A 23,848-nucleotide genomic window follows, 5' to 3' on the forward strand; every position below is an offset into this window, starting at 1 on the left:
ATGGCCCCATCGAACGGCTGGCGGCGGCGCGTGGCGGCGGCTAGACAGCCAGCCGATATGGCGCTCGCAGGCCCTGCTTCGCAGGGGCGATCCAGCCGAATAGGGTGGACAAGATGATGATTGAATGTAATGGATTACAAGCCCGTTCTCAAGAACGGGGAGACTTTGAGAGGGTGTCATGGGCGAGCGTGGTTTCGATCTGTTCGGCGGCATGCGGCCGAGCCGCCGGGGGTTTCTGGCCGGCGGGCTCGCCGCGATGACCGCCGCCTGCGCACCGCGCGAAGCGAGCGGTTTCTTCCCGCCGTCCGGCCCGGCGATCGGGGTCCAGCTCTATTCGGTCGGGCCGGAAGCCGCCGCCGATCTCGACGGCACGCTCGGCAAGCTGGCGGCGATCGGCTACCGCACGGTCGAGCTGGCGGGCTATATCGGACGCACGCCCACGGAACTGCGCGCGGCGCTCGACCGCGCGGGCCTCAAATGCACCAGCGCGCACGTGCCGGGCCTGCCGTTCCGCCCTGCCCCGCGCACGCTCGACGACGATCCCGGCCTGTTGGCGGAAGAAGCGCGCATCCTCGGCTTCGATACGGTGATCATGCCGCTATTCGTGACCCCGCCGCATCTGCCGATCCGGCTCAACCCCGGCGACGACGTCAAGAAGGTGGTCACCGCGATCGTGGCGAAGATGGGCGAGGATGGCTGGAAGTGGTGCGCCGACTATATGAACCGCAAGGCCGCCGGTCTGAGCAAGCACGGCCTCAAATTCGGCTTCCACAATCACGGCAACGAGTTCGGGCCGGTCGGCAACCGCTCGATCATGGAGCTGCTGATCGCGGAGACCGATCCGGCGCTGGTCAGCTTCCAGCTCGATTGTGGCTGGGCCGCAGGCACCGGCACCGATCCCGCCGCATTCATCCGCAGGCATAAAGGCCGGGTGAGCGCGCTGCACATCAAGGACGTCGTTAAAAGCAACGTGCCCAATTTCGAGCTGCGCATGGACCATGCCGAGGTCGGCAAGGGGATCATCGACTGGCGCGACGTGATGGCGGCGTCGCGCGAAGCGGGGATCACCCGCTTCTTCGTCGAACAGGAAGCGCCGCATCTGCGCCCCGTGTTCGACGTGCTCAAGAGCAATCACGACTATCTGGCGGCGCTATAACCCCGCCAGCAAATCCTCCAGCGCCGGGCCGAGCAGGACATGGTCGAGGAACGGGTGGCCGGTGGTGTTGCTGGCGAGGAATACCAGATAGGCCGCGGCGTCGCTGAGGCTGCCGCCGAGCGCGAAGTTCGCCGCGGTCAGCGCCGGGCGGCCGGTCAGGCGGATCACCATGTCGGGTAACGCGCCGCCATTCACATTGACCTCGACCAGCGTGTCGTTGCCCGAGATGCGGTAGCCGACCGTGCCCGCGCCAGTGGGGCTTGCCGTGCCGACGAAGCTGAAGCCGCCGGGCCGCCGCAGCCCCGACAGGTCGATCACATCGCTCCCGCCGAAATCGGTGATGCGGTCGGGCGCGGCCGGCAAGCTGTCCGTCGCTGCGGCATAGATGAAGCTGTCGCGCCCGCCGCCCCCGGTCAGGATATCGCTGCCGCCCTTGCCCTGCAGCGTGTCGTCGCTGGCCATGCCGATGTGGCGACCATTGGCGCCGTCGCCGATGATGCTCTGCGACACGCTGCCCGACAGGCCGTAATTGGGATCGATCTTGCTCGTCGGCGGCGCGTTGGCGAAGACATCGGTAATGGTCTGCTGCTTCTGCGCCGCGCTTATCCAGCCGGGCAGGCCATAGGCGCCGATATAGGCGAAGGATTCATGCGCCGCGAGGCTGTTGAACAACCCGAAGATCGACAGCGGCCCATGGGGCTGATAGTCGGCCATCCAGTGAATCGTGCCCATCAGCCGGGCGTTGAGATCGCGCTGGCCATGCTGGATGCCGCCTGGCGGCGTGTTGTTCGGAGTAGCGTCGTTCTTGGGCACATAGCCGGTGATCAGTCCGTCGAAATCGTCGACCGTCAGCCCGAAGCGCGTCGCCACGCCCTGGCTGTAGCCGGGCATGCCGAACTGGACGAAGCTGGCGCGCGCCGCGGTCACCGTCTTGCCATAGGTGGCGATCGAATAGCCGAGCACATATTGCGTGAATGCCGCGCCGAGCGAGAGGCCGGTGACATGGATGCGCGCATCGGCGTAGCGCGGATCGCTCATCAGCCGCGTGTAGATCGCGGCGGCCTCATCGGCCTGCGGCGAGCTCAGGCCATAAGTCAGACCGCCATTGTCGGTGACGTCGCTCAGCGCATTGAGTCCTTCGGCGGTCTTGGCGGCGGCGAAGGCGAGGATGACGTCGGTGACGCGGCCATTGGCCCCGACCTTCTCGACCGTGCCGGCGAAATAATCGCCCGCCGCGTCATATTCGACATGCGGATTGCGATAGCCGTTGCCGAGCAGGATCGCGGGGTCGGTGCGCGGTGCCTCCTGCAGCTGCCACCAACAGGTGCCATAATAGATCAGGTCGGGCAGCGTGACGCGGCTGGCCGCGGTCGCGGCGTCGGGTGCTTCATCGGTCGTTGTCGGCGGCGGCAGCAGCCCGCCGAGCAGCGTGGTGATCGTGCCCGGCGCCGGCTCGCTCGTCGTGCCGATCAACCCGAACGCCGCCGCCGAACCGGCAAGCGCCACCGCCAGCAAGCCAAGTCGCTTCATCGCACCTCTCCCGTCTTCCGCGCCGGCTCCAGCCGGTCAACGTTGTCAACACAGGCTGCGCCGGAACGATCCCGGCGTTAAGCGGGCGAAGCTTTGCCGTTCGGTCGTTTGGCTGTGCCTTAGCGTTTGGCGGCCACGGCCCTGTTCGCGATGGCGCGGATCGCGGCATAGCCGTCGGCATTGGGGTGCGTGCCGTCGAAGGTGAACTCGGGCTTGAGCGCGCCGTCGGGAGTGCGCAGCACGCTGCCATAATCGACGAACGTCACCTTCTCGCGCGCCGCCATCTCGCGCAGGCGGCGGTTGAGTTCGGCCAGGACCGGGACCGGCTTGACGGTGGTCGCCCAGTTGAACCCGGCCGAGGGCGGCGTCGCGGCGAGCACGACGCGGATCTTCGCCGCCTTGGCCAGCACCACCATCGCATGGATGTTGCCGGTGATCGTGTCGAGCGTGGTCGGGCCGGTATTGCCGGCAACGTCGTTGGTGCCGGCCATGATGTGGACGACGCGCGGCTTGAGCGCGAGCACGTCGGCGGGGAAGCGCAGCAGCATCTGGTGCGTCGTCTGGCCGCTGATCCCGCGGTTGATGCGGCCGCGCGTGAACAGCGCGGGATCGGCCATCGGCCAGGCCTGGGTGATCGAATCGCCCATGAACACGACGGCGCGGTCGGCCTGCGGCAGCGCGCGGACGCGCTCATTGTCGGCGCGATACTGGCAGAGGTCGGCCCAGTCGGTCTTGCGCGCCTCGATATAGGCCGTGCGATAGCTCACGGCCTCGGGCGGCGGAGGCAGCATCGCGCGGTTGCCGGCCGCGTACATCTGCTTGCGCCACGCCACGACTTCGGGCGGCATCACGACCGGCGTCGGGCAGGGATTGTCGGTCACCCCCTGCGCGGCGAAGGCGGCGGCGACATAGAGGATCGGCGTCATGGCGTGAGTCCTTTGGCGAGGGAGGCGATGTCGACCGGCGCGATCACCGGCATATAGGCGACGGGCACGCCATCGCGCGCGGCGAGCGGGGCGATGCGCGTCATGGTCAGCGGGATGTCGTCCATGAAGCGGCGCAGCGGCTGGAGCGGCCGGTCCAGCGGCTCGAGGAAATCGTCCCAGTGGATCGGCATGACCAGCTTCGCACCGGTCGCGGTCACCGTCTCGCGCCAATAGCGTTGCGTGAACTCGGGCGGGTGCGCCGACAGCCCGCCGGTGGCGAGGAACACCGCGTCGGCCCTGATCCCGCGATACATGCCGGGGACGAAATTGGCGCTGGGGTGGACGAGGATGCGCGTGCCGCGATGCTCGATCAGAAAGGCGAAGCTGCCGCCTTCCTTGTAGTCGGCGACGCCGGCGGGTTGGCGCAGCGGCGCGGTGACGACGCCGGGGATTCGATCATCCAGCGAATGAAGCGAGCGAATGACGGTGACCCTGATCGCGCCGGCGTTCAGCGTCTCGCCGCCCCTGATCGTGCGGATGCGCGAGCTCGGGATGCCGCCGCCCTGCGCGACGAAACCGGTCGAGGTCGATCCGGCGACGGTCGCGCCGGCGCGCGCGGCGATGGCAGCGAGGTCGAGCGAATGGTCGTAATGGGTGTGCGAGACCAGCAGCAGGCCGAGCCTCGACAATCCGGCGCGGCGCAGGATCGCCTCGATCCGCGCGGAGTCGCTCGCGAGCTTGCCGAACAGGACGTTGCCGAGGCCGGGCCGCGAGAGCAGCGCATCGATCATCACGGCGTCGCGGCCCTGGCGGAAGACGAGCGTGGTCGTGCCGAAATATTGTGCGGTGAGGCCGTCCGGCACGCGCGATGCGGCGGGCAGCGTCTGCGTGCCTTCGGGCATGGCGGGATGGCCGAGCCGCCACGCGCCATAGCCGCCGACGGCAAGGAGCACTGCCAGCACCGTCACGGCCACGCGTTTGACCCAGCGTTTCAAACCACCCTCTCCTGCATATGGAGAAGAGCTGCCCGCCGGTCAGATGGGCGTCAATCCGGGTCGAATGTGCCGTCGAACTTCTTTTCGATGCCGTTCCAGCAATCGGCATAATCGAACTGCATCGGCGCCTCGCGTGCGGCCCATAGCGTGAGATGCTGGGGGAAACGCGTCTCGAACATGAAGCTCATCGTCTGGTCGAGCTTTTCGGGCTTGAGATCCGCCGCGCTCGCTCGGTCGAATGCATTCTGGTCCGGCCCATGCGGCAGCATGCAATTGTGCAGGCTCATCGCACCCGGCGCAAAGCCGTCGGGCTTGGCGTCATACTCGCCATAGATGTTGCCCATCAGCTCGCTCATCACATTCTTGTGATACCAGGGCGGGCGGAAGCTGTGCTCGGCGACCAGCCAGCGCTCGCGGAACAGCACGAAGTCGATATTGGCGGTTCCCTCGACCTCCGAGCGCGCGGTCAGCACGGTGAAGATCGACGGATCAGGGTGGTCGAACAGGATCGCGCCGACCGGGCTGTAGGTCGTCAGATCATATTTGTACGGCGCGTAATTGCCGTGCCACGCCACCACGTCGAGCGGGCTGTGGCCGATCGATGTGCGGTGGAACTGACCGCACCATTTGAGCGTGACGGTGGACGGCGCGTCGCGGTCCTCGAACGCCGCCACTGGCGTCTTGAAGTCGCGCGGATTGGCCATGCAATTGGCGCCGATCGGGCCGCGGTCGGGCAGATCGAACTGCTGGCCGTAATTCTCGCAGACGAAGCCGCGGCACGGCCCCTCGATCACCTCGACGCGATAGACCAGCCCGCGCGGCAGGATGGCGATCTCCTTCGGCCCGATCTCGATCGTGCCTAGCTCGGTACAGAAGCGCAGCCGGCCTTGCTGCGGCACCACCAGCAGCTCGCCGTCGGCCGAGTAGAAATAGTCGTCCACCATCGACGCGGTGACGAGGTAGATGTGCGCCGCCATGCCGGTCTGGGTGTTGACGTCGCCCGCGGTGGTGACGGTGCGCATGCCCGTGATCCAGCTCAGCTCGGCGTCTTCATGCGGCATTGGGTTCCAGCGATATTGGCCAAGGCTGGCGACGCCGGGGATGACGTTGGGCGCCGACTTCCAGTGCGGCACCTCGATCGGTTCGAAGCGGCCGACATGGCGCACGCTCGGTCGGATGCGATAGCACCAGCTGCGCTCGTTGCGCCCGCGCGGCGCGGTGAAGGCGGTGCCGGACAGCTGTTCGGCATAGAGCCCATAGGGGCAGCGCTGCGGCGAATTCTGCCCCTGCGGCAGCGCGCCGGGCAGCGCCTCGGTCTCGAAGTCGTTGCCGAAGCCGGGCATATAGCCGGCGGTAGGCGGCGCGCTGGCGGTCATTCCGCTCTCCCGAATGGTCTCATTTGATACTTCATCGCCCGCAATAGATGCGCGCTCAACGACGTGCAATAAACGCTGCGATGCAGTTCCGCTTCCTCGAATATTTCATCGCGCTGGCCGAGGAGCGCCATTTCGCGCGCGCCGCGACGCGATGTCATGTGACTCAGCCGACATTGTCCGCCGGAATCGCCAATCTCGAGGCGCGGCTCGGCAAAAGGCTGGTGCAGCGCGACCGCCGTTTCGTCGGGCTGACCGCGGAGGGCGAGGCGATCCTCCCGCATGCGCGCCGGCTGGTCGCCGGGCATGACGAGATGCGGCTCGCGATCAACGCCGCCGGATCGCTGCGCGGCGAGATGCGGCTGGGCTGCATCCCGGCGGCAATGCCCTATGCCGGGCGCTTCGTCGGCGCGCTCGCCCGCGCCTATCCCGAGCTGCGCGTCGCGATCCGCCAGTTGACCTCGGACTTCATCGTGCGCGGGCTGGCCGGGTTCGAGCTCGATGCCGGGCTCACCTATCTCGACGGCGATCCGCTGGGGAACATGGTCGCGGTGGCGCTGTACAGCGAGCGCTATTGCCTCGCGGTGCATCCGGGCAGCCCCCTTGCGGTGCATCACGAAGTGACGCTGGCGCAGGCGGTGACCGAGCCCTTGTGCCTGCTGCATCAGGGCATGCAGAACCGCCGCATCCTCGACACGCATTTCGCGCGGCGGCAGGTTCAGGTGAGCGCAGTGGCGACGACCGATTCCTATCTGGCGCTGCTTTCGATGGTGGCGCGCGGCGGGCTCAACAGCATCGTCACCGACAGCCACGCCGATTATATCGCGCCCGAGACCGGCGTGCGGCTGATCCCGATCGCCGACCTGCCCGAGACCAACAGCGTCGGGCTGCTGGTCGCGGCGCCCGAGCCGATGGCGCCGGTGGCGCGCGCGGCGCTGATGACCGCGCAGCTGCTGCGCGCCTCTGATAGAGAATGACGATCAATTATCGGCGGGATTGATTTGTTTTTGCGCGCAAGGCGGCGCAGGCTCGACGGCGACCATGGCTGACCTTTACCACATTCTGGCCGCGCATGACGGGCGCGAGGGACCGCTGCTGCCGATCCTGCACGACGTGCAGGCCGCGTTCGGCCATGTCTCCGAGGAAGCGATCCGTGCCATCGCGCTGCATCTGAACCTGAGCCGTGCCGAGGTGTCTGGCGTGGTGAGTTTCTACCACGACTTTCGCCGCACGCCCGATCCGCGCACCGCGATCAAATTGTGCCGCGCCGAAAGCTGCCAGGCGCGCGGGAGCGAGGCGCTGGCCGCCGAGGCCGAACGCTCCGCTGGCTCCCGGGTGCGGGTCGAGACGGTCTATTGCCTCGGCCTGTGTTCGGTCGGGCCGAACGCGATGATCGGCGAGGACCTCCATGCGCGGCTCGACGGCGCCAAGGTCGCGGCACTGATCGGGGCGATGTGATGCGGGTCCGGATTTCAGACGACGCGCTGGCGGTGGCGTGCGGGGCCGATGCGGTGGCAGCGCGGTTCGCGGCGCTGGGGCATGAAGTGGTGCGCGTTTCGAGCTGGGGGATGCACTGGCTCGAACCGCTCGTGGAGATCGACGGCCGCGGATATGGTCCCGTCGCTGCGAGCGATGTCGAGGCGATCCTCGACGGGCGCGGCAAGCAGCTGGCGATCGGCGTGGTGGCGGATCACCCGTTCATTGCAGCGCAGACGCGGCTGACCTTCGCGCGGGCGGGCAAGACGCAGCCGCTGAGCCTCGACGATTATGCCGCGACGGGCGGCTGGGTTGGTCTTGAACGCGCTCACGATCTGGGCGCGGCAGCGATTGTCGCCGAGGTCACCGCTTCCGGCCTGCGCGGGCGCGGCGGCGCTGGCTTCCCCGCCGGGATCAAGTGGAACACGGTCCGCCTTGCGCCGGGTGAGCGCAAATATATCGTATGCAACGCCGACGAAGGTGACAGCGGCACCTTTGCCGACCGCATGGTGATGGAGGGCGATCCCTTCATGCTGATCGAAGGCATGGCGATCGCCGGGCTGGCAGTGGGCGCCAGCAAGGGTTTCGTCTATATCCGCTCCGAATATCCCCACGCGATCCGCAAGATGGAAGCCGCCGTCCGGCTTGCCGCGCCGCTGATCGCGCCGTTCGAGGTCGAGATTCGCGTCGGCGCGGGCGCCTATGTGTGCGGCGAGGAGACGTCGCTGCTCAATTCGCTCGAGGGCAAGCGTGGCGAGGTGCGGGCGAAACCACCGCTGCCCGCGCACGAAGGTTTGTTCGGCTGTCCCACCGTCATCAACAATGTGCTGACGCTGGCGGCGGTGCCGTTCGTGCTGGCGCAGGGCGCGCAGGCCTATGCCGATTACGGCATGGGCCGCTCGCGCGGGACGATGCCGGTGCAGCTTGCCGGCAATGTGAAATATGGCGGGCTGTTCGAGACCGCGTTCGGCATCACGTTGGGCGAGCTGGTCGAGAAGATCGGCGGCGGCACCGACAGCGGGCGGCCCGTGCGCGCCGTGCAGGTCGGCGGGCCGCTCGGCGCGTACTTCCCGCCTGCCCTGTTCGACACGCCGTTCGATTACGAGGCGTTCGCGGCGGTGGACGGCCTGATCGGCCATGGCGGGATCACGGTGTTCGACGACAGCGTCGATATGGCGAAACAGGCGCGCTTCGCGTTCGACTTCTGCGCGGCGGAGAGCTGCGGCAAATGCACGCCGTGCCGGATCGGCGCGGTGCGGGGGCGCGAGACGCTGGACAAGGTGATCGCGGGGGAATCCGCGGCGTCGAACCTCGAACTGGTCGCCGACCTGTGCGAGACGATGAAGTTCGGCTCGCTCTGCGCGCTCGGCGGGTTTACCCCCTATCCGGTGATGAGCGCGATCACCCATTTTCCCGAGGATTTCGGGCCGCGCACGCAGGAGGCAGCGGCATGAGCGGCATGCTCGACCGGCCAGTGGCCGCACAACAGCTGGGGCTCGGCGAGCCGGGTGATGCGGATCTGCTGCGGCGGATCCCGATCGAGGCGCCGGTCGCGATCGAATATAACGGCATCGGCTATGCGGTGATGATGGCAACGCCGGCCGATCTGGAGGCCTATGCCGTCGGACTGACGCTCGCCGAGGGCATCGCGCGAGCCGATGAGATCGAGGATATCGGCGTCCACCCGATCGAGGGTGGCTGGATCGTGCGCGTGACGTTGCCGCCCGAGCGGCTCGAAACGGTGATCGAACGTGCGCGGACGCGCGTGTCGGAAAGCAGCTGTGGCCTCTGCGGGATCGAGAGCATCGAGCAGGTGCTTCGGCCATTGCCGCCAGTAACCGCGCGAATCGCGACGAGCCGGGCGGCGATCGCCAAGGCGCTGGCGGCGCTGTCCGATCACCAGCCCTTGTCGGCGGCGACCGGCGCGGTTCACGCCGCCGCCTTCTGCACGCCGGACGGACGGATCGTCGCGGCGCGCGAGGATGTCGGGCGGCACAATGCGCTGGACAAGCTGATCGGGGCGCTGGCGCTGGATGGCATCGACCCGGCGGGCGGGTTCATCCTCTTGTCGGCGCGGTGCAGCTATGAGCTGGTCGAGAAGACCGTCCGCGCCGGCTGCCCGATGCTGGTGACGATCTCGGCGCCGACCAGCCTTGCGGTCGAGCGCGCGGCGGCGGCGGGGCTGACGCTGGTGGCGCTGGCGCGTGCGGACAATGCGCTGGTGCTGAGCGATCCGCATGGGAGCATCGTATGACCGTGCTCGGCGCCATTCTCGCGGGCGGGCAATCGTCGCGCTTCGGTTCGGACAAGGCGGTGGCGACCCTGCACGGCGAGCGGCTGATCGATCTCGCGCGGGCGGCGCTGGCAGGACAGTGCGAAGAGGTCGTGGTGATCGGGCGCGGCGGCGGTGTGCCGGATTGGCCCACGCCGGGGCTCGGGCCGCTCGGCGGCGTCGCAGGGGCGCTGCGCCATGCCGAGGCAAACGGGCATCATCTGGTCCTGACGTGCGGCGTGGATAGTGTCGGACTCCCCGGCGATCTGGTCGAGCGGCTCAGTCTCGCACCGGCCTATGTCGTCAGCCAGCCAGTGATCGGGCTGTGGCCAGTCGAGGCCCTGCCCTCGCTGGCCGAGCGGCTGGCGGGACCGGGCAGCCATTCGATGCGCGCCTTTGCCGACGAGATCGGCGCGCGCGGCGTCGATCTTCACCTCCCCCTCGCCAATGTGAACACGCGCGACGATCTGGCGCGGCTGGAGCAGCAAGATGGGCTATGAACCCCAGGCCGATTTCGGCACCCCCGCATCGGATGCGGCGGACAGCATCACGCTGACCATTGACGGGCGCGAGACCACCGTCCCCGCCGGAACCACGGTGATGCGCGCGGCGGCGGAGTTGGGGAATAACATCCCCAAATTGTGCGCCACCGACAGCCTCAAACAGTTCGGATCATGCCGGCTGTGCCTGGTCGAGATCGACGGGCGGCGCGGGACGCCGGCGAGCTGCACCACGCCGGTCGAGCCGGGGATGGTGGTGCGGACGCAGACGCCGGCGCTGCACAAGCTGCGCAAGGGGGTGATGGAGCTATACATCTCCGACCATCCGCTCGATTGCCTGACCTGCCCCGCGAACGGCGATTGCGAGTTGCAGGACCAGGCGGGCGCAGTCGGATTGCGCGAGGTGCGTTACGGATACGAGGGTGAGAACCACCTCGACAGCGCCAAGGACCTGTCCAACCCCTATTTCGATTTCGATCCGAGTAAATGCATCGCCTGCTCGCGCTGCATCCGCGCGTGCGACGAGGTGCAGGGGTCGTTCGCGCTGACGATGGACGGGCGCGGGTTCGAGTCGAAAATCTCGGCGGGCACGGCGGCGGACGATTTCCTCTCTTCCGAATGCGTGTCGTGCGGGGCGTGCGTGCAGGCCTGCCCGACCTCGACCTTGCAGGAGCGCAAGGTGGTCGAGATTGGCACGCCCGACCGCAGCGTAGTCACCACATGCGCCTATTGCGGCGTCGGCTGCACCTTCCGCGCCGAGATGCGCGGCGAGCAGTTGGTGCGGATGGTGCCGTGGAAGGACGGCAAGGCCAATCGTGGGCATAGCTGCGTCAAGGGTCGCTTCGCGTGGGGCTATGCCAACCATCAGGAACGTATCCTCAATCCGATGATCCGCGAGTCGATTGACCAGCCGTGGCGCGAGGTGTCGTGGGATGAGGCGTTCGCGCACGCAGCCAGCGAAATCCGCCGCATTCAGGCGAAATATGGCAAGGAGTCGGTCGGCGGGATCACGTCGAGCCGCTGCACCAACGAGGAGACCTTCCTCGTCCAGAAGCTGATCCGCGCAGGCTTTCGCAACAACAATGTCGATACCTGCGCACGCGTCTGCCACTCGCCGACCGGTTACGGACTGAAAACGACGTTCGGGACCAGCGCCGGAACGCAGGATTTCGACAGCGTGATGCAGTCGGATGTGATCCTGATCATCGGCGCTAATCCCACCGACGGGCACCCGGTCTTCGCCAGCCGGATGAAGCGGCGGCTGCGCCAAGGCGCGAAGCTGATCGTCATCGATCCGCGCCGCACCGATATCGTCCGCTCGCCGCATATCGAGGCGGCGCATCATCTGCCGCTGCGGCCCGGCACCAACGTCGCGGTGCTGACCGCGATGGCGCATGTCATCGTCACCGAGGGGCTGGCCGACGAGGCGTTCGTGCGCGACCGCTGCGACTGGGATGAGTACGCGCATTGGGCCGAGTTCGTGGCGCAATCGCGCAACTCGCCCGAGGCGCTGGAACCGGTGACCACGGTCGATCCCGCCGATCTGCGCGACGCGGCGCGGCTCTACGCGACCGGCGGCAACGGCGCGATCTATTACGGGCTGGGCGTGACCGAGCATTCGCAGGGCAGCTCGACCGTGATGGCGATCGCCAATCTCGCCATGGCGACCGGCAATGTCGGGCGCGAAGGCGTCGGCGTGAACCCGCTGCGTGGGCAAAACAACGTCCAGGGCGCGTGCGACATGGGGAGCTTCCCGCACGAGCTGTCAGGCTATCGCCATGTCTCCGATGCCGCCGCCCGCGCGCTGTTCGAGGCGGATTGGGGCGTCGCGATCGATCCCGAGCCGGGGCTGCGCATCCCCAACATGCTCGACGCGGCGGTGGAGGGGACGTTCAAGGCGCTGTACGTGCAGGGCGAGGACATCCTTCAATCCGATCCGAACACGAAGCATGTCTCGGCAGGTCTGGCGGCGATGGAATGCGTGATCGTCCACGACCTGTTTTTGAACGAAACGGCCAACTACGCGCATGTCTTCCTGCCCGGATCGACCTTTCTCGAGAAGGACGGGACCTTCACCAATGCCGAACGCCGTATCCAGCCGGTGCGCAAGGTGATGACGCCGTTGAATGGCCTCGCCGACTGGGAAGTGACGCAGGGGCTGGCGAACGCGCTGGGGCTCGACTGGAATTATTCGCATCCAAGCGAGATCATGGACGAAATCGCGCGGCTGACGCCGAGCTTCGCGGGGGTCAGCTTCGAGCGGCTCGATGCGCTCGGTTCGATCCAGTGGCCGGCGAACGAAGCAGCGCCCGACGGCACGCCGGTGATGCACATCGACGGCTTCGTGCGCGGCAAGGGCAAGTTCGTCGTCACCGACTATATCCCGACCGACGAGAAGACCGGCCCCCGCTTCCCGCTGCTGCTGACCACTGGGCGTATCCTCAGCCACTATAATGTCGGCGCGCAGACGCGGCGCACCGACAATGTCGTGTGGCATCCCGAGGATTTGCTCGAAATGCATCCGGCCGATGCCGAGGACCGCGGGCTCAAGGACGGCGACTGGACGTGGCTGGCGTCGCGGGCGGGCGAGACGACGTTGCGCGTTCAGGTCACCGACCGCGTCGCGCCGGGCGTCGTCTATACGACCTTCCACCACCCGGCGACGCAGGCCAACGTCATCACCACCGATTATTCGGACTGGGCGACCAATTGCCCCGAATACAAGGTGACGGCGGTGCAGGTGACCGCGTCGAACGGGCCGAGCGACTGGCAGGAAAGCTATGACGAACGGTCGCGCCGCTCGCGCCGAATTGAGGCGGAGGCGGCCGAATGAACCAGCGCGATCACCTGGTCTATATGGCGAACCAGATCGCGCGGAATTTCGGCACGATGGCCGATATGGGTGCCGCCGCCGCGACCGCCGATCATATCGCGATGTTCTGGGACCCGCGGATGAAGGCGAATGTGTTCGCGGATGCGGCCGGGCTGTCGCCAGTCGCGGCGGCGGCGGTCGAGCTGCTGCGCGGCGACCCGCATCCGCCGCATCAGACGCAAGCGACGCAGTTCAACGCCGGGGATGAAGTGGGGCATTCCGACGCGGGTTAGCCGTGCTCGCGATGGGTCGCGAACAGGAAGCGCTGCTCGACCTTGCTGCTGCCGTCGAGCAGTCCAGCGACATAGCGCCCCACTGCCGGACCATGCTTGAAGCCATGCCCGCTGCCGCCGCCCGCGATCCACACATTCGCGGCGGAAGGATGCCGGTCGAGCAGCAGGTTGCCGTTGTGGCTGTTCTCATATTGGCAGACGCGCGACTCAGCGAGCGGCCGGTTGGCGAGCGCGGGGAAGCGCTTGCGCAGATAGGCGCGCACGTCGGCGACCGCGCGGTCGCGCACGCGGCGGTCGATGCTGTCGGGGTCATAGGCCGGACCATGCTTGTCGAGCGCGATCTTGAAGCCGCGCGATTCGAGGTCGGGGAAGCCGTAATGCAGGTCGGGGCTGCTGACATCGACCCAGGCCGGCATCGCGGGTGACATGAAGCGCGTGTCGCCGCCTTCGGGCGCGAAGAAGAACACGTCCTGCCGGCTCGGAACGATCCGCGCGCCAACGGCCTCGGGGAAGAGTTTGGGCAGCCACGGCCCGCAGGCGAAGACGAACTTGTCCGCGGCGATCCGCTCGCCTTTGGTCGTCAGCACTTCGCCGAGCCGGTCGCCGGCGATGCGCGGCGGGACGATCTCCACCTGGCGGTAGGTCCCGCCGCGCGCGACGAACAGCTCGGTCAGCGCCTGCACCGACTGATACGCCATCAACGCGCCCATCGTCGGCTGCATCACCCCGATCGCGATGCCGGTAAAGTCGATCTGCGGCCAGCGCCGCGCGAGGTCGGCAGGCGAGATCTGCTCATAGGGGATGCCGAGCTGACGGTGCAGCACGGCACTCTTCTCGATCTTTTCATCGATCTCCGGGAAAATGTAGAGCGCCCCGGTCTCACGGAACAACGGCAGCCTTGTGCGCTCTGCGAGCAATTTCCACTCGACCAGCGAATCCTTCGACCAGCGCGTGTAGATCGGGTCGCCGCGATATTCGGTGCGGATCAGCCGCGTCTCGCCGCCCGACGAGGCGCGCGAATGCGCCGGCCCCCAGGCATCGGTGAGCAGCACGCGCGCGCCCTTTTGCTGGAGCTGCCACGCGGTCCACGCGCCGAACACGCCCGCGCCGACCACCACCACGTCATACCCGCCGCCGCGCCGCCGCCGCTGGGCGCCGGCTTCGCTCGCCGACGCCAGTATCGTCGCGGTCGTGGCGGCGGCGAGGAAGCCGCGCCGGTCGAAATTGGGGTCACGCATATCAGGTCCCTGGCCGTTCACATCGATTGAGCGATGTTCGCGGCGGCGGGACGGGTCATCAACCTCGCAAAGGGGTAATGCCCATCTTGGCGGGAATAGGCGCCTGGCCGCTTATTGGTGATTGCGCCAAAAAGGACGCTGCGCCGGCTTGGGTCGGCGCAGCGTCAGCGGGAAGTTATTTGACCTCGGTCGGCAGCGCGAGCGTGCTGGAGATGTCCTTGCGCAGCGAATCCTTGGCCCCCATGAACGTGCCGGCCGCCATCACGCTACGTCGATTCAATCTCTGCATCTCGTCATTCCTCTCCATCTATTTTCGCGCGCGCCGCCCGCCCGACCACGGGCGAACCCGGGGAAATCGAACTGGCCGCACCTGCCACTCGCAGGATCGCGCAACAGGGAGCACATCAAGCTGTCGCCGGACTGTCGCGCGCTGACAGTTTGTTGTCAGCGAACCTCGCCTATCGGCCCCACATGGTGCCCCAGCGCACCGCTTTAGGGAGGCGCCGACATGGCATCGCGTATCGCTCGAATTCTTCTCGCAACCGCCGCACCCGCGACGATCTTCGCCGCCACGCCGGTACTGGCGCAGACCGCCGACGACCTTGCCGCGATGCGCCAGCAGATCGCCGAACTGAAGGCCGAACAGCAGCGCGCGGCAGCGCGAATCGCCCAGCTGGAGGCGCAGGTCGCCGTACAGCCCGTCGCTGCGCAGCCGGTGGTATCGGCATCCAGCGCGCCCGCGGCGATGCAGGCCGCATCGGCACCCTCGAACGCGCCGGTCATGTTCCAGACCGCGCAATACACGCCCGGCGCCGCCGCGCCGGTCAATCCCGCCGGCGGCTCGGCGCCCGGCCCGCTGCCGGCATCGGTGCCGTCGAAGCTGACGGTCAATGGCGACCTTCGCGTGCGCTATGAGTCGAACTTCGGCGATCCCGCCGCGCGCGGCCGCGACCGCGGCGTGATCCGCGCGCGGTTGCGCGCCGCCTATGCCGTCAACCCCTGGCTCACCATCGGCGGCCAGATCGGCACCGGCGACAATGACGATCCCAACTCGACCGACCAGACGCTCGGCAATTTCGTCGACGACCTGACGGTCAGCCTCGATCAGGCCTATATGCGCGGCACGTTCGGCAATCTGACGCTGGTCGCGGGCAAGATCCCGCAGCCCTTCGTGCGGACCGAGCTGGTATGGGACGGCGACGTCAATCCGCAGGGGCTGTCGGCGGCCTACAAGCTGCCGCTCGGCGGCGGCGCCTCGGTCAAGGCGAGCGGCCTCTATTTCCTCGTCGACGAAGCCACCGGCGGCGCGGACAGCCGCATGATCGGTGGCCAGCTGCAGTTCGAGACCGCGGCATCGGCGCCGATCAAGCTCGAGCTGGCGGCCGGCTATTACGACTATCGCCTGTCTAGCCTGGCAGGTGGCGACACTGGCGACTTCCGCACCAACCGCTTCGCTGCTGGCGGTTATTTGTCGGACTACAACCTGCTCGACGTCGTCGGCGCGGTGCAGTTCAACGGGCTGGGCGAGCATTGGCCGGTGCGGATCATCGGCGACTATGTCCATAATTTCGGCGCGACGACCGATCAGGACAGCGGCTTCGGCGTCGATTTCCTGGTCGGCCGCGGCAGCAAGGTCCATGACTGGCGCTTCGGCTATGGCTATGCCGAGACCGGGGTCGATGCAGTGCTGGCGGCGTTCAGCCACGACAACACCAACCTCGCGACCAATTATCGCCAGCATACGCTGCTGGTCGACTATGTGGTCGTGCCCAACGTGCTCCTGAATGCGACCTATTACCGCTATCAGGCGAAGTCGCCGCTGTTCACCACCGCGTTCAGCGCCAGCGAGTGGGTCGACCGGTTGCGGCTGAACCTGCTGGTGAACTTCTAGACGAAATCGACCTGCATCGGCCCCGCGATCCGGCGGGGCCGATAGCAATATGACAGCCAGTCTGCTTATGCGGCATCATGGCCGCTAACCATCGAACCGCGGGCAGATGATCGCATCGCTGATCATCATCTGCTCGTTCCTCACCTCGATTCTGTCGGGCGTGTTCGGGATGGCCGGCGGCCTCATCCTGATGGGCCTGCTCGCCTGGCTGCTGCCGATCACCACCGCGCTGGCCTTGCATGGCATCATCCAGTTCGCCTCGAACCTGTGGCGCGTGATCCTTCACCGCGGGCATGTCGCGTGGCGCGTACTGGTGACCTTCGGCGTCGGCGCGGCCGCGGCGATGGGGTTGTTCGCATTGATCACCTTCGAGCCGGCCAAGCTATACGTCTTCCTCGGTCTGGGACTGATGCCGATCCTGGTGTGGCTGCCCGAGCGCTGGCTGCGGCTCGACGCGTCGAACCCGTGGCATTCGCTGTGCGGCGGCTTCGTGTCGACCGGCCTGTCGCTGGTGTCGGGCGTGTCGGGACCGGTCACCGACCTGCTGTTCGTGCGCACGCGCCTCAACCGGCATGAGGTCGTCGCGACCAAGGCGGTGATGCAGGCGATCGGCCATGCATCGAAAGTCATCGTCTATGGCGGCGTGCTGCTGAGCGAGAGCGCCCGCGCCAGCATCCCGCTCGGTGTCACGGCGCTCGCCATCACCGCATCGATGGCGGGCATCATGGTCGGCAGCCGCGTGCTCGACCGGCTGAGCGATGCGCAGTTCCAGGCCGGCCGGCGCTGGATCGTCACCGTCATCGGCATCGGTTTTCTCGTCCAGGCGGCGCTGATCGCGTTTCGCTGACGTAAGGCTGATACGGTCTGACAGCAGTATGACAGGCCTCGCCGCCTAGAGCGCTCGCAAGACAACAGGAGAGGCTGACAACATGCGTGCCATGCTCAAATTCATCGCGCTCGCCGGCGTCGCGACCGCGACCGTCGCGGCGGCGGACCCGCTCTACACGATCGAGAAGGCCGTCGTGCTGCCGAGCACCGACAGCGACTGGGACTATATCAAGCTCGAGCCGCACGGCACGCGGCTGTTCATCGCGCGGCGCAAGGACGGCCTCACCGTCTATGACGTGAAGACGCACAAGGTCGTCGGCCAGGTCGCCAATTCGATCGGCGCCAACGGCCCGCTGCTGCTGCCCGAATTCAACCGCGGCTATGTCGCGATGACCGACGGCTCGCTGCTCAGCTTCGAATTGAAGTCGCTCAAGGTGATCGCGCGCATCCCGCTGGCGAAGGACGGCGGCCTCAACGGCGTGGTCTATGACGCCGCGACCAGGCGCATTCACGCCGTGGTCGGCTCGCGTCCCGCCGAATCCGGCTGGTTCACGCTCGACGCCGTGACCGGCAAACTGCTGTCGTCGAAGGTGTTCCCGTTCAAGAAGATGGACGACCCCTCGCCCGACGGCAAAGGCCATCTGTTCGCCCCGGCGCGCTACGACAAGATCCTGATGCAGCTCGATTCGCAGACGCTGGCCGAGCAGCAGCGCTGGAACATCGATTGCGAGCAGGTCGTCGCTGTCGAATATCACCACAAGACCGACCGCATCCTGATCGGCTGCCGCGGCGACAAGCCGGTGTTCATCGCGTTCGATCCCAAGGCCGGCAAGGAAGTCGCCCGCCTGCCGATCGGCAAGGGCATCGACGGCATGGGCGTGGACGAAGCGCGCGGCCGCATCATCACCACCAATGGCGGCGATTCGTCGATGACCGTGATCCAGCAGGACGGCCCCGACAGCTATCGCCTGCTCGGCAACGTGCAGACCCGCCCGCAGGCGCGCGTCATGCAGGTCGATGAAAAGGACGGCCGCGTGTTCACCGTGACCGCCGACGCCACCTTCCCGGCACCCGACGCCAAGGGCGCGTCGGTGCCGGAGTTCCACGCCAACAGCTTCGTCGTCCTGACCTACAAGCCGGCCAGCCCCCGCTGACGGCGTCAGCCGACGGCCGCGCCCGATGCAACCGCGGCCCCGGCTAGCAACGCGACGAGCCGCTCAATCGATCCAGCGAAGCTCGACCCGCAGCCCGCCCGCCGGGGACGCCGACATGGTCAGCGTCCCCTCGGTCGCGTCGGTCAGCTCGCTGGCGATCGAAATGCCGAGCCCGTGCCCGCCCTCGCGCTCGTCGAGGCGCGAGCCGCGGGCGGTGACCTGTGCGATCTGGGCGGCGGTCATGCCCGGCCCATCGTCGTCGATCACGATCGAGCCACCTTCCGCTTCCGGCCGCCCGCTCACGCGAACGCTGCGGCGGGCATAGCGGCACGCATTTTCCAGCAACGCGCCGAGGATCTCGGTCAAATCGCTTTCGTCCAGCCGCAGGCGATAATCGTCGGGCAGAGCGACCTCGAAATCGGTCAGGCCGCCCTTCTCGGTCCGCTCGAGCACCGCCACCAGCCGCCGGGCGACTTGCGCCGGGCTGGCGACCGCCGCACGCGCCTGTTGGCGACTAGCGGCGGCGCGAGCGCGCGCCAGTTCAGTTTCGACCGTCGCGGCGACACTGGCGATCGCACGGTCGATGCCCTCGGTGCTGGCGCCACCCGCCGCAAGTTGACGGCTTTGTGCCGACAACGCCGCGATCGGCGTCTTCATTGCATGGGCGAGGTCGGCCGCGCGCTGGCGGGCGCGGCGGACATCGGCCTCGCGCGCTGCGGCGAGCGCGTTGATCGATTCGATCAATGGATCGACCTCGCTCGGATACTCGTCCGCAAGCCTCGCATCGGACTTGCGCTTCAACCCCAGAACCTCGGTGCGCAGGCGCCGCAACGGCCGCAGTCCGGCATTGACCTGCACCCACGCCGCGAGGCTCAGCACGAGCCACAGCAATGCGAGCGACAGGGCGAGCTCGCGGCCGAATTCGGCGCGCGCGATGTAAAGGCCCTTGGCATCGCGCGCGACCTGCACCAGCAGCGGCGCGCTCCCCGCGCTCACCTGCACCCGGCGTTCGACGATCAGCACGCGCCGCTCGAACGCGCCCGTCGCCATCCGCCGCGTCCAGCGATCGGCGCGTGCCTCGACGCGCCGGTCGAGCTCCTGATCCCATAACGAGCGCGAACGCTCGAGCTCGCCGCCGTTGCTCGCCTGCCAATAGAGGCCGCTCGCCGGCGTGCCGAAGCGCGGATCGGCGGGCGGGTTCGCCAGGATGATCTCGCCATTCGCGGCAACGCTCAGCCCAGCGACGATCGCGGTCGCCTCTTCGGTCAGATCGTCAGCGGCGCGCCGTTCGACATGGCGCGCGAACAGGAAGGTCAACCCGAGCCAAGCCAGCGCCAGCGCCCCGAAGATCGCGACCGCCGCGCTGCCGAGCAGCCGTAGCCGGAGCGAGCGGCGCTTCACGCCTGCTGCTTCGCGACCAGCTTGTAGCCAAAGCCCCGGCGCGTCTCGATCGCATCCGCGCCGATCTTGCGCCGCAGCCGCAGGATCAGGGCCTCGATCGCATTGCTGTCGCCCGGTTCGTCGGCGCCATAGAGATGTTCGCCCAGCTCGCCCGCCGAAGCCGGACTGTCGAGATGGTGCGCGAGATAGTTGAGCAGGCGGAATTCGAGCAACGTCAGCGACACCGGTGCACCGCCTTTCGTCAGCGTGCGGTGACGCGTGTCGATGCGCAGGTCGCCCACCGTCAGCATCGCATGGGCATGTCCGGCGGCGCGGCGCACCAGCGCGCGGGCGCGGGTCAGCAGCTCGCCCATCTCGAACGGCTTGGCGACATAATCGTCGGCGCCCGCCTCGATCCCCTCGACCTTTTCGGTCCAGTCGCCACGCGCCGAGAGGATCAGGACCGGCATGTCGCGCCCGGCCTGCCGCCAGCGCCGCAACACCGACAGACCGTCGATCCGCGGCAGGCCGAGGTCGAGGATGGCAAGGTCGTAATCCTCGACGTCGCCGCGATACCAGGCATCCTCGCCATTGGTGGCAAGGTCCGCGACGAATCCGGCGGCTGTCAGCGCCCGAACCAGATCGGGACCCACATCGGGATCGTCTTCCGCCACCAGTGCCCGCATACTTCTCAGTCCCTTTTCACCTGATTGACGATCAGCCGCCCGGACTTGGCGTCGATGAACAGTTCGTGCACCACCCCGCTCGGAATGAGCACATGCACGTCATAGAAGATCGTGCCCTGCCGCGCCTTCACCTCGATTTCGATGACCTCGCCGGGCTGATAGCGCGCAGCGAGCGCGAGGATGCGTGTAAGCGGCAGCACCTCGCGGCGCAGCACCGCCTGCCGCGCCAGATCATGGTCGCGTTGCTTGCGGACTTCTTTCGTTTCCTTCTTGCCGCCCTGCCACGCCACGGCGGGCGCGCTAGCGAGCAACGGGATCAACGCCGCCAGCAGGAGCGTTTGGCGCAACTTCATGCATCTTCTCCTTGAGTCGATCTAAGGCACAATGCTGTCATCACGCTGACAACCAAAGGCCGGCGCGTCGTGCCGCCGCGCCTTTCGAGCGGCGGCAGACGCGTATTCAGGATGTCACAGCGGGCGCGCGGCAAACCCGCCACCTGCCCGGCCCTCGCAGACGAAGCCGAGTTCGGCGCATGACAGGCGCAACGTTACCTCACGTCCGCTGCGGTCATGCCCCAGCACCTCGAGCATCTGGCCGTGCCGAACGATCCGGCTTGTCTCAACGCCTTTCCAGGCGGCCTCGGCCCGCACCTTGTGGACAAGGTTGTCGGTCGGTTGAGCAGCGATCGCAGGCGCGGCGAGCGCGAGCAGCAGGGCAATCGCGGCGAGCGGCCGGCGCAGCGCGGACGGGAACGGGATACGCATGACAAATTCCTTCGAGTCGATGTCGATGTATGAGCTCTAGTCTCACTGGGCTGATGCACGCCCGACGAGTCCCGTCATCTTCTCGTCAGCTAAATCGGCTTCCGACATGGCCCCGACAGATATCGGCCGCGAGCAACCGCCAATCGGGCGGCCAAGGACGCCTCTGACGCTTCGGCGAATGCTCAGCGCAAGATAATCAGCGCGCAAATGCGCAGTCGCGCAGAGCCTGGAATCAAAATGATCTGAGGCGTCCGTGGTGCCCGGGGAGAAGCCAAAATATACAAGAATTATGTTTTTAATCAATATTTTATGGCATTCCCTACCATCAAATACCGACGGAAATGCAGTAATTTTGACGGACGGCACTAGGTTCCCCTTCGCCCTGCGATTTGATCACCGGCTTAGCCATGGAAGTTACTTCTGTTTGCCATTCAAATCGACCTCTAACGATCGACGCTGAGCTGCTAGCCGTTCCTGGACCACCCGGCTGGGTGTCATCTAGCTTCTGCCGACCAGGGCGGGCCATGTAGAGGGCTTCTCTGCGACAGGCGCACCGGAGTTGACGTTTAGGTCGGCATCGGGAAGCGCCCTGCAAGTTGGGAACTTCACTCCGCAAACATCTGGCAACGGGCTAGGCGTCCTCCCGGACACCGGGAATTATTTGATCGGGTCGTTCGCTACGACAGTAGATTTCATGAATTTGATTTTTGGTAACGATGACGCCTGCTGCAGCCAACCAGGGGACATAGCGATTCTCAAACTCTTCCTTGGTAGTGAACTTGTAGGGTCAAATTTCGTAGGTCTTAATCGGAACGATATACTAGATCAGTCAGTTTCATCTGACCAGATTGGTGGGGGTCTTACTTTCGACCGCTTCGAGTTTTCGTACGCCAAGGCGAATGGCGCGCCCACTAACCTGATCGAATTGGTGGATAACATAACGTTCAATACCGCGGTTTCTGCTGTGCCCGAGCCTGCGACCTGGATCATGATGTTGCTCGGTTTCGGCTCGATCGGATTTGCTGTCCGCCGCCGCAGAGCGGCAACCAATACAGTGAGCCACAATTTTGCCTGATTGCACCGATAAACGCTGCCAGTTGGGAGGCTGGCGGCGCTTTGTTATTTTGCGAGGCTGCTTCACATCCACCTCCGACGCTTCCGCCCTCATCGCTCTGTCTCAACGGCGGTCCGGCGGCAAACGACCCCAATGCGGACACCGTCAATCGGCAGGTGCGAATTTTGAACCGCTCGGTGCGTTTGGGGCAGGCGGCATTGACGCGCGTGGCAGAAATTTCGGCCCGAGGAACATGCCAAACAGGAACCCGCCCAGATGCGCTTCCCACGCTAATCCACCGGTATTGCCGCTGGACCATGACATGAGCGCAAGCAATGCAAAGAGGAAAGCGTTCTGTTTCACTAAATCCCATGCGACCCGGCGAATGTCGCGGGACCATACCGCCAACAGAGGCTCTCCGTCTGCTGGCAAGCGGATCAGCAAGCCGATCAGGCCGTAAAGCCCACCGGAAGCGCCAACCATAGGCACGGCCCCTGTGGGATGCAGCGCGAGGAAAAGTGCCGCACCAGCGAGGGCGCTCAGGGCAAATACCAACCAAAGGCGCAGCCAATTCAGTGGGAAGACCCCTAGACGTGACGTAAGCGTCGCCCCGATTGCTGCCAGCGCGATCATATTCATCATCAGATGCATCACACCGCCGTGCGCAAACATGTGCAGGAAGACTGTTTCAAAACGTCCTTGCGACAGCGCGGCGGCCGAAAGGCCCCATTCAGCCCGCGTCGCTACGTGATCGGCGAACAACGACCAAATGAACGCCAGCACGCAACTTGCGCCGAGGACAGCACCGGGAACTTGAGCTTGCCAAGGTAACGCAACCTCGGGTCCAGGCGGCTCGAAGGAAAATGGCTGGTTCTCGGAGGAAAAAACAAGCTCGCCATGCTCCTCAATAAGCTCGATGCTGGCGCGAAGCGCCTCCATAGCATCGCGCGGCGCGACGACTGTCACATGGTCGGTCGTATCGAACTTTATGCATTGATGTGGAAAGCGTCTCCACCATTTCGCGCCGATTAGACTCCAATGCCCGTCCGTGTCCGATTTGCAGTAGAAGCCCTGCGCTTCCAGCAGGGCTTCCAGCCATTTTGCCTGCCCGTATGATACAGCCATCACGGAAGGACGTGATGAAAACTGAAAAACCCAGCCCAGCATAACGAGCATCAGGAGGATGGGATGCACCGGCCACCGCCAGTCGCTTAGCCACAAGACGACGCCGACCGCCGCTAGATTGGGGATTAGTTGAGGGAGGCTGTAGATAGGGATAGCGTCGCGCAGCAGCCCATGCCGCGACCGGATTACTAGATCGCCTTCGGAGTTAGCCATGGGCTATGTGAGCGCTAATCCGCACGAATGGCAATCCGGTGGGCGACGTTGCATCCGCGTTATGCGCAACGATTGATGACAGCTTGCCACCCACAATGAGCCGTCGCATCGGTGATAAACCGCGGTCCACCAGTGCCGCCAAAGTCTACCGCACCGGCTCATCGATCTGCACGGGATAATCG

21 protein-coding genes and 1 pseudogene are annotated in these 23,848 nt (G+C 66.2%); 12 read left to right on the forward strand and 10 right to left on the reverse strand.

Annotation, left to right across the window (positions count from 1 at the left end; genetic code table 11):
• Positions 1–178: 178 nt before the first annotated feature.
• On the forward strand, positions 179–1,156 hold the full coding sequence (locus M9978_RS11290) for a sugar phosphate isomerase/epimerase family protein (protein WP_254293183.1): 978 nt from the start codon (positions 179–181) through the stop codon (positions 1,154–1,156).
• Here the strand turns inward: M9978_RS11290 and M9978_RS11295 are convergent.
• From M9978_RS11295 to hmgA, 4 genes are all read right to left on the reverse strand, one after another.
• Positions 1,151–2,686, reverse strand: a complete 1,536-nt coding sequence (locus M9978_RS11295; RefSeq protein WP_254293185.1) for a M10 family metallopeptidase C-terminal domain-containing protein — start codon at positions 2,684–2,686, stop codon at positions 1,151–1,153. The genes M9978_RS11290 and M9978_RS11295 overlap by 6 nt on opposite strands.
• Positions 2,687–2,805: 119 nt before the next feature.
• Entirely contained in the window at positions 2,806–3,612 is an 807-nt protein-coding gene (locus tag M9978_RS11300; RefSeq protein WP_254293187.1) for a GDSL-type esterase/lipase family protein, read from the reverse strand.
• Positions 3,609–4,607, reverse strand: a complete 999-nt coding sequence (locus tag M9978_RS11305) for an MBL fold metallo-hydrolase (RefSeq protein ID WP_254293189.1) — start codon at positions 4,605–4,607, stop codon at positions 3,609–3,611. Before M9978_RS11305 ends, M9978_RS11300 begins: the two co-directional genes overlap by 4 nt.
• Positions 4,608–4,657: 50 nt before the next feature.
• Positions 4,658–5,983 carry a homogentisate 1,2-dioxygenase gene (gene hmgA, locus M9978_RS11310; protein ID WP_254293191.1) on the reverse strand — a complete coding sequence of 442 codons (1,326 nt, stop codon included), beginning with the start codon at positions 5,981–5,983 and terminating at the stop codon, positions 4,658–4,660.
• A gap of 80 nt (positions 5,984–6,063) precedes the next feature.
• Between hmgA and M9978_RS11315 the strand changes: the two genes are divergently transcribed.
• From M9978_RS11315 to M9978_RS11345, 7 genes are all read left to right on the forward strand, one after another.
• Complete coding sequence (locus M9978_RS11315; protein ID WP_254293193.1) at positions 6,064–6,957, forward strand: LysR family transcriptional regulator; 894 nt, start codon at positions 6,064–6,066, stop codon at positions 6,955–6,957.
• A 64-nt stretch (positions 6,958–7,021) separates the two neighbouring features.
• Positions 7,022–7,438, forward strand: coding sequence for an NAD(P)H-dependent oxidoreductase subunit E (locus tag M9978_RS11320; RefSeq protein WP_254293195.1), 417 nt, complete (start codon positions 7,022–7,024; stop codon positions 7,436–7,438).
• Positions 7,438–8,910, forward strand: a complete 1,473-nt coding sequence (locus tag M9978_RS11325; protein ID WP_302053934.1) for an NADH-ubiquinone oxidoreductase-F iron-sulfur binding region domain-containing protein — start codon at positions 7,438–7,440, stop codon at positions 8,908–8,910. The genes M9978_RS11320 and M9978_RS11325 overlap by 1 nt, the downstream gene beginning before the upstream one ends.
• Entirely contained in the window at positions 8,907–9,710 is an 804-nt protein-coding gene (gene fdhD, locus M9978_RS11330; RefSeq protein ID WP_254293199.1) for a formate dehydrogenase accessory sulfurtransferase FdhD, read from the forward strand. The genes M9978_RS11325 and fdhD overlap by 4 nt, the downstream gene beginning before the upstream one ends.
• Positions 9,707–10,228 carry a molybdenum cofactor guanylyltransferase gene (gene mobA, locus M9978_RS11335; protein WP_254293201.1) on the forward strand — a complete coding sequence of 174 codons (522 nt, stop codon included), beginning with the start codon at positions 9,707–9,709 and terminating at the stop codon, positions 10,226–10,228. The genes fdhD and mobA overlap by 4 nt, the downstream gene beginning before the upstream one ends.
• A complete protein-coding gene (gene fdhF, locus M9978_RS11340) occupies positions 10,218–13,061 on the forward strand; it encodes a formate dehydrogenase subunit alpha (protein ID WP_254293203.1) in 2,844 nt (947 codons plus the stop codon). The genes mobA and fdhF overlap by 11 nt, the downstream gene beginning before the upstream one ends.
• Complete coding sequence (locus M9978_RS11345) at positions 13,058–13,333, forward strand: formate dehydrogenase subunit delta (protein WP_254293205.1); 276 nt, start codon at positions 13,058–13,060, stop codon at positions 13,331–13,333. The genes fdhF and M9978_RS11345 overlap by 4 nt, the downstream gene beginning before the upstream one ends.
• On the opposite strand, the gene M9978_RS11350 is transcribed toward M9978_RS11345, so the two are convergent.
• A complete protein-coding gene (locus M9978_RS11350) occupies positions 13,330–14,571 on the reverse strand; it encodes an FAD-dependent oxidoreductase (protein ID WP_254293207.1) in 1,242 nt (413 codons plus the stop codon). The two genes, M9978_RS11345 and M9978_RS11350, sit on opposite strands and share 4 nt — an antisense overlap.
• Before the next feature lie 508 nt (positions 14,572–15,079).
• Between M9978_RS11350 and M9978_RS11355 the strand changes: the two genes are divergently transcribed.
• The 3 genes from M9978_RS11355 to M9978_RS11365 all read left to right on the forward strand — a co-directional run bounded on the left by M9978_RS11355 (position 15,080) and on the right by M9978_RS11365 (position 18,444).
• Positions 15,080–16,462, forward strand: a complete 1,383-nt coding sequence (locus tag M9978_RS11355) for a putative porin (RefSeq protein WP_254293208.1) — start codon at positions 15,080–15,082, stop codon at positions 16,460–16,462.
• Positions 16,463–16,568: 106 nt separating this feature from the next.
• Positions 16,569–17,309, forward strand: a complete 741-nt coding sequence (locus tag M9978_RS11360; RefSeq protein WP_254293210.1) for a sulfite exporter TauE/SafE family protein — start codon at positions 16,569–16,571, stop codon at positions 17,307–17,309.
• Between the two features lie 82 nt (positions 17,310–17,391).
• The gene (locus tag M9978_RS11365) at positions 17,392–18,444 is read left to right on the forward strand and encodes a YncE family protein (protein WP_254293212.1); all 1,053 of its coding nucleotides are present in this window, start codon (positions 17,392–17,394) and stop codon (positions 18,442–18,444) included.
• 63 nt (positions 18,445–18,507) lie between these two features.
• Here M9978_RS11365 and M9978_RS23325 read toward each other — a convergent pair whose 3' ends face one another.
• From M9978_RS23325 to M9978_RS11385, 4 genes are all read right to left on the reverse strand, one after another.
• Entirely contained in the window at positions 18,508–19,845 is a 1,338-nt protein-coding gene (locus tag M9978_RS23325) for an ATP-binding protein (RefSeq protein WP_254293213.1), read from the reverse strand.
• Entirely contained in the window at positions 19,842–20,510 is a 669-nt protein-coding gene (locus M9978_RS11375) for a response regulator transcription factor (RefSeq protein WP_254293215.1), read from the reverse strand. Before M9978_RS11375 ends, M9978_RS23325 begins: the two co-directional genes overlap by 4 nt.
• 5 nt (positions 20,511–20,515) lie before the next feature.
• Positions 20,516–20,863, reverse strand: a complete 348-nt coding sequence (locus tag M9978_RS11380; RefSeq protein WP_254293217.1) for a PepSY domain-containing protein — start codon at positions 20,861–20,863, stop codon at positions 20,516–20,518.
• Between the two features lie 114 nt (positions 20,864–20,977).
• Positions 20,978–21,274, reverse strand: coding sequence for a hypothetical protein (locus M9978_RS11385; protein ID WP_254293219.1), 297 nt, complete (start codon positions 21,272–21,274; stop codon positions 20,978–20,980).
• Positions 21,275–22,220: 946 nt separating this feature from the next.
• On the opposite strand from M9978_RS11385, the pseudogene M9978_RS23530 reads away from it, so the two are divergent.
• Positions 22,221–22,349: pseudogene (locus tag M9978_RS23530) on the forward strand (PEPxxWA-CTERM sorting domain-containing protein); the annotation flags it as partial.
• Positions 22,350–22,493: 144 nt separating this feature from the next.
• Here M9978_RS23530 and M9978_RS11395 read toward each other — a convergent pair.
• Positions 22,494–23,666 carry a rhomboid family intramembrane serine protease gene (locus tag M9978_RS11395; RefSeq protein ID WP_254293223.1) on the reverse strand — a complete coding sequence of 391 codons (1,173 nt, stop codon included), beginning with the start codon at positions 23,664–23,666 and terminating at the stop codon, positions 22,494–22,496.
• Between the last annotated feature and the right edge of the window lie 182 nt (positions 23,667–23,848).

Source organism: Sphingomonas tagetis, from assembly GCF_024211275.1.
GTDB lineage: Bacteria > Pseudomonadota > Alphaproteobacteria > Sphingomonadales > Sphingomonadaceae > Sphingomonas > Sphingomonas tagetis.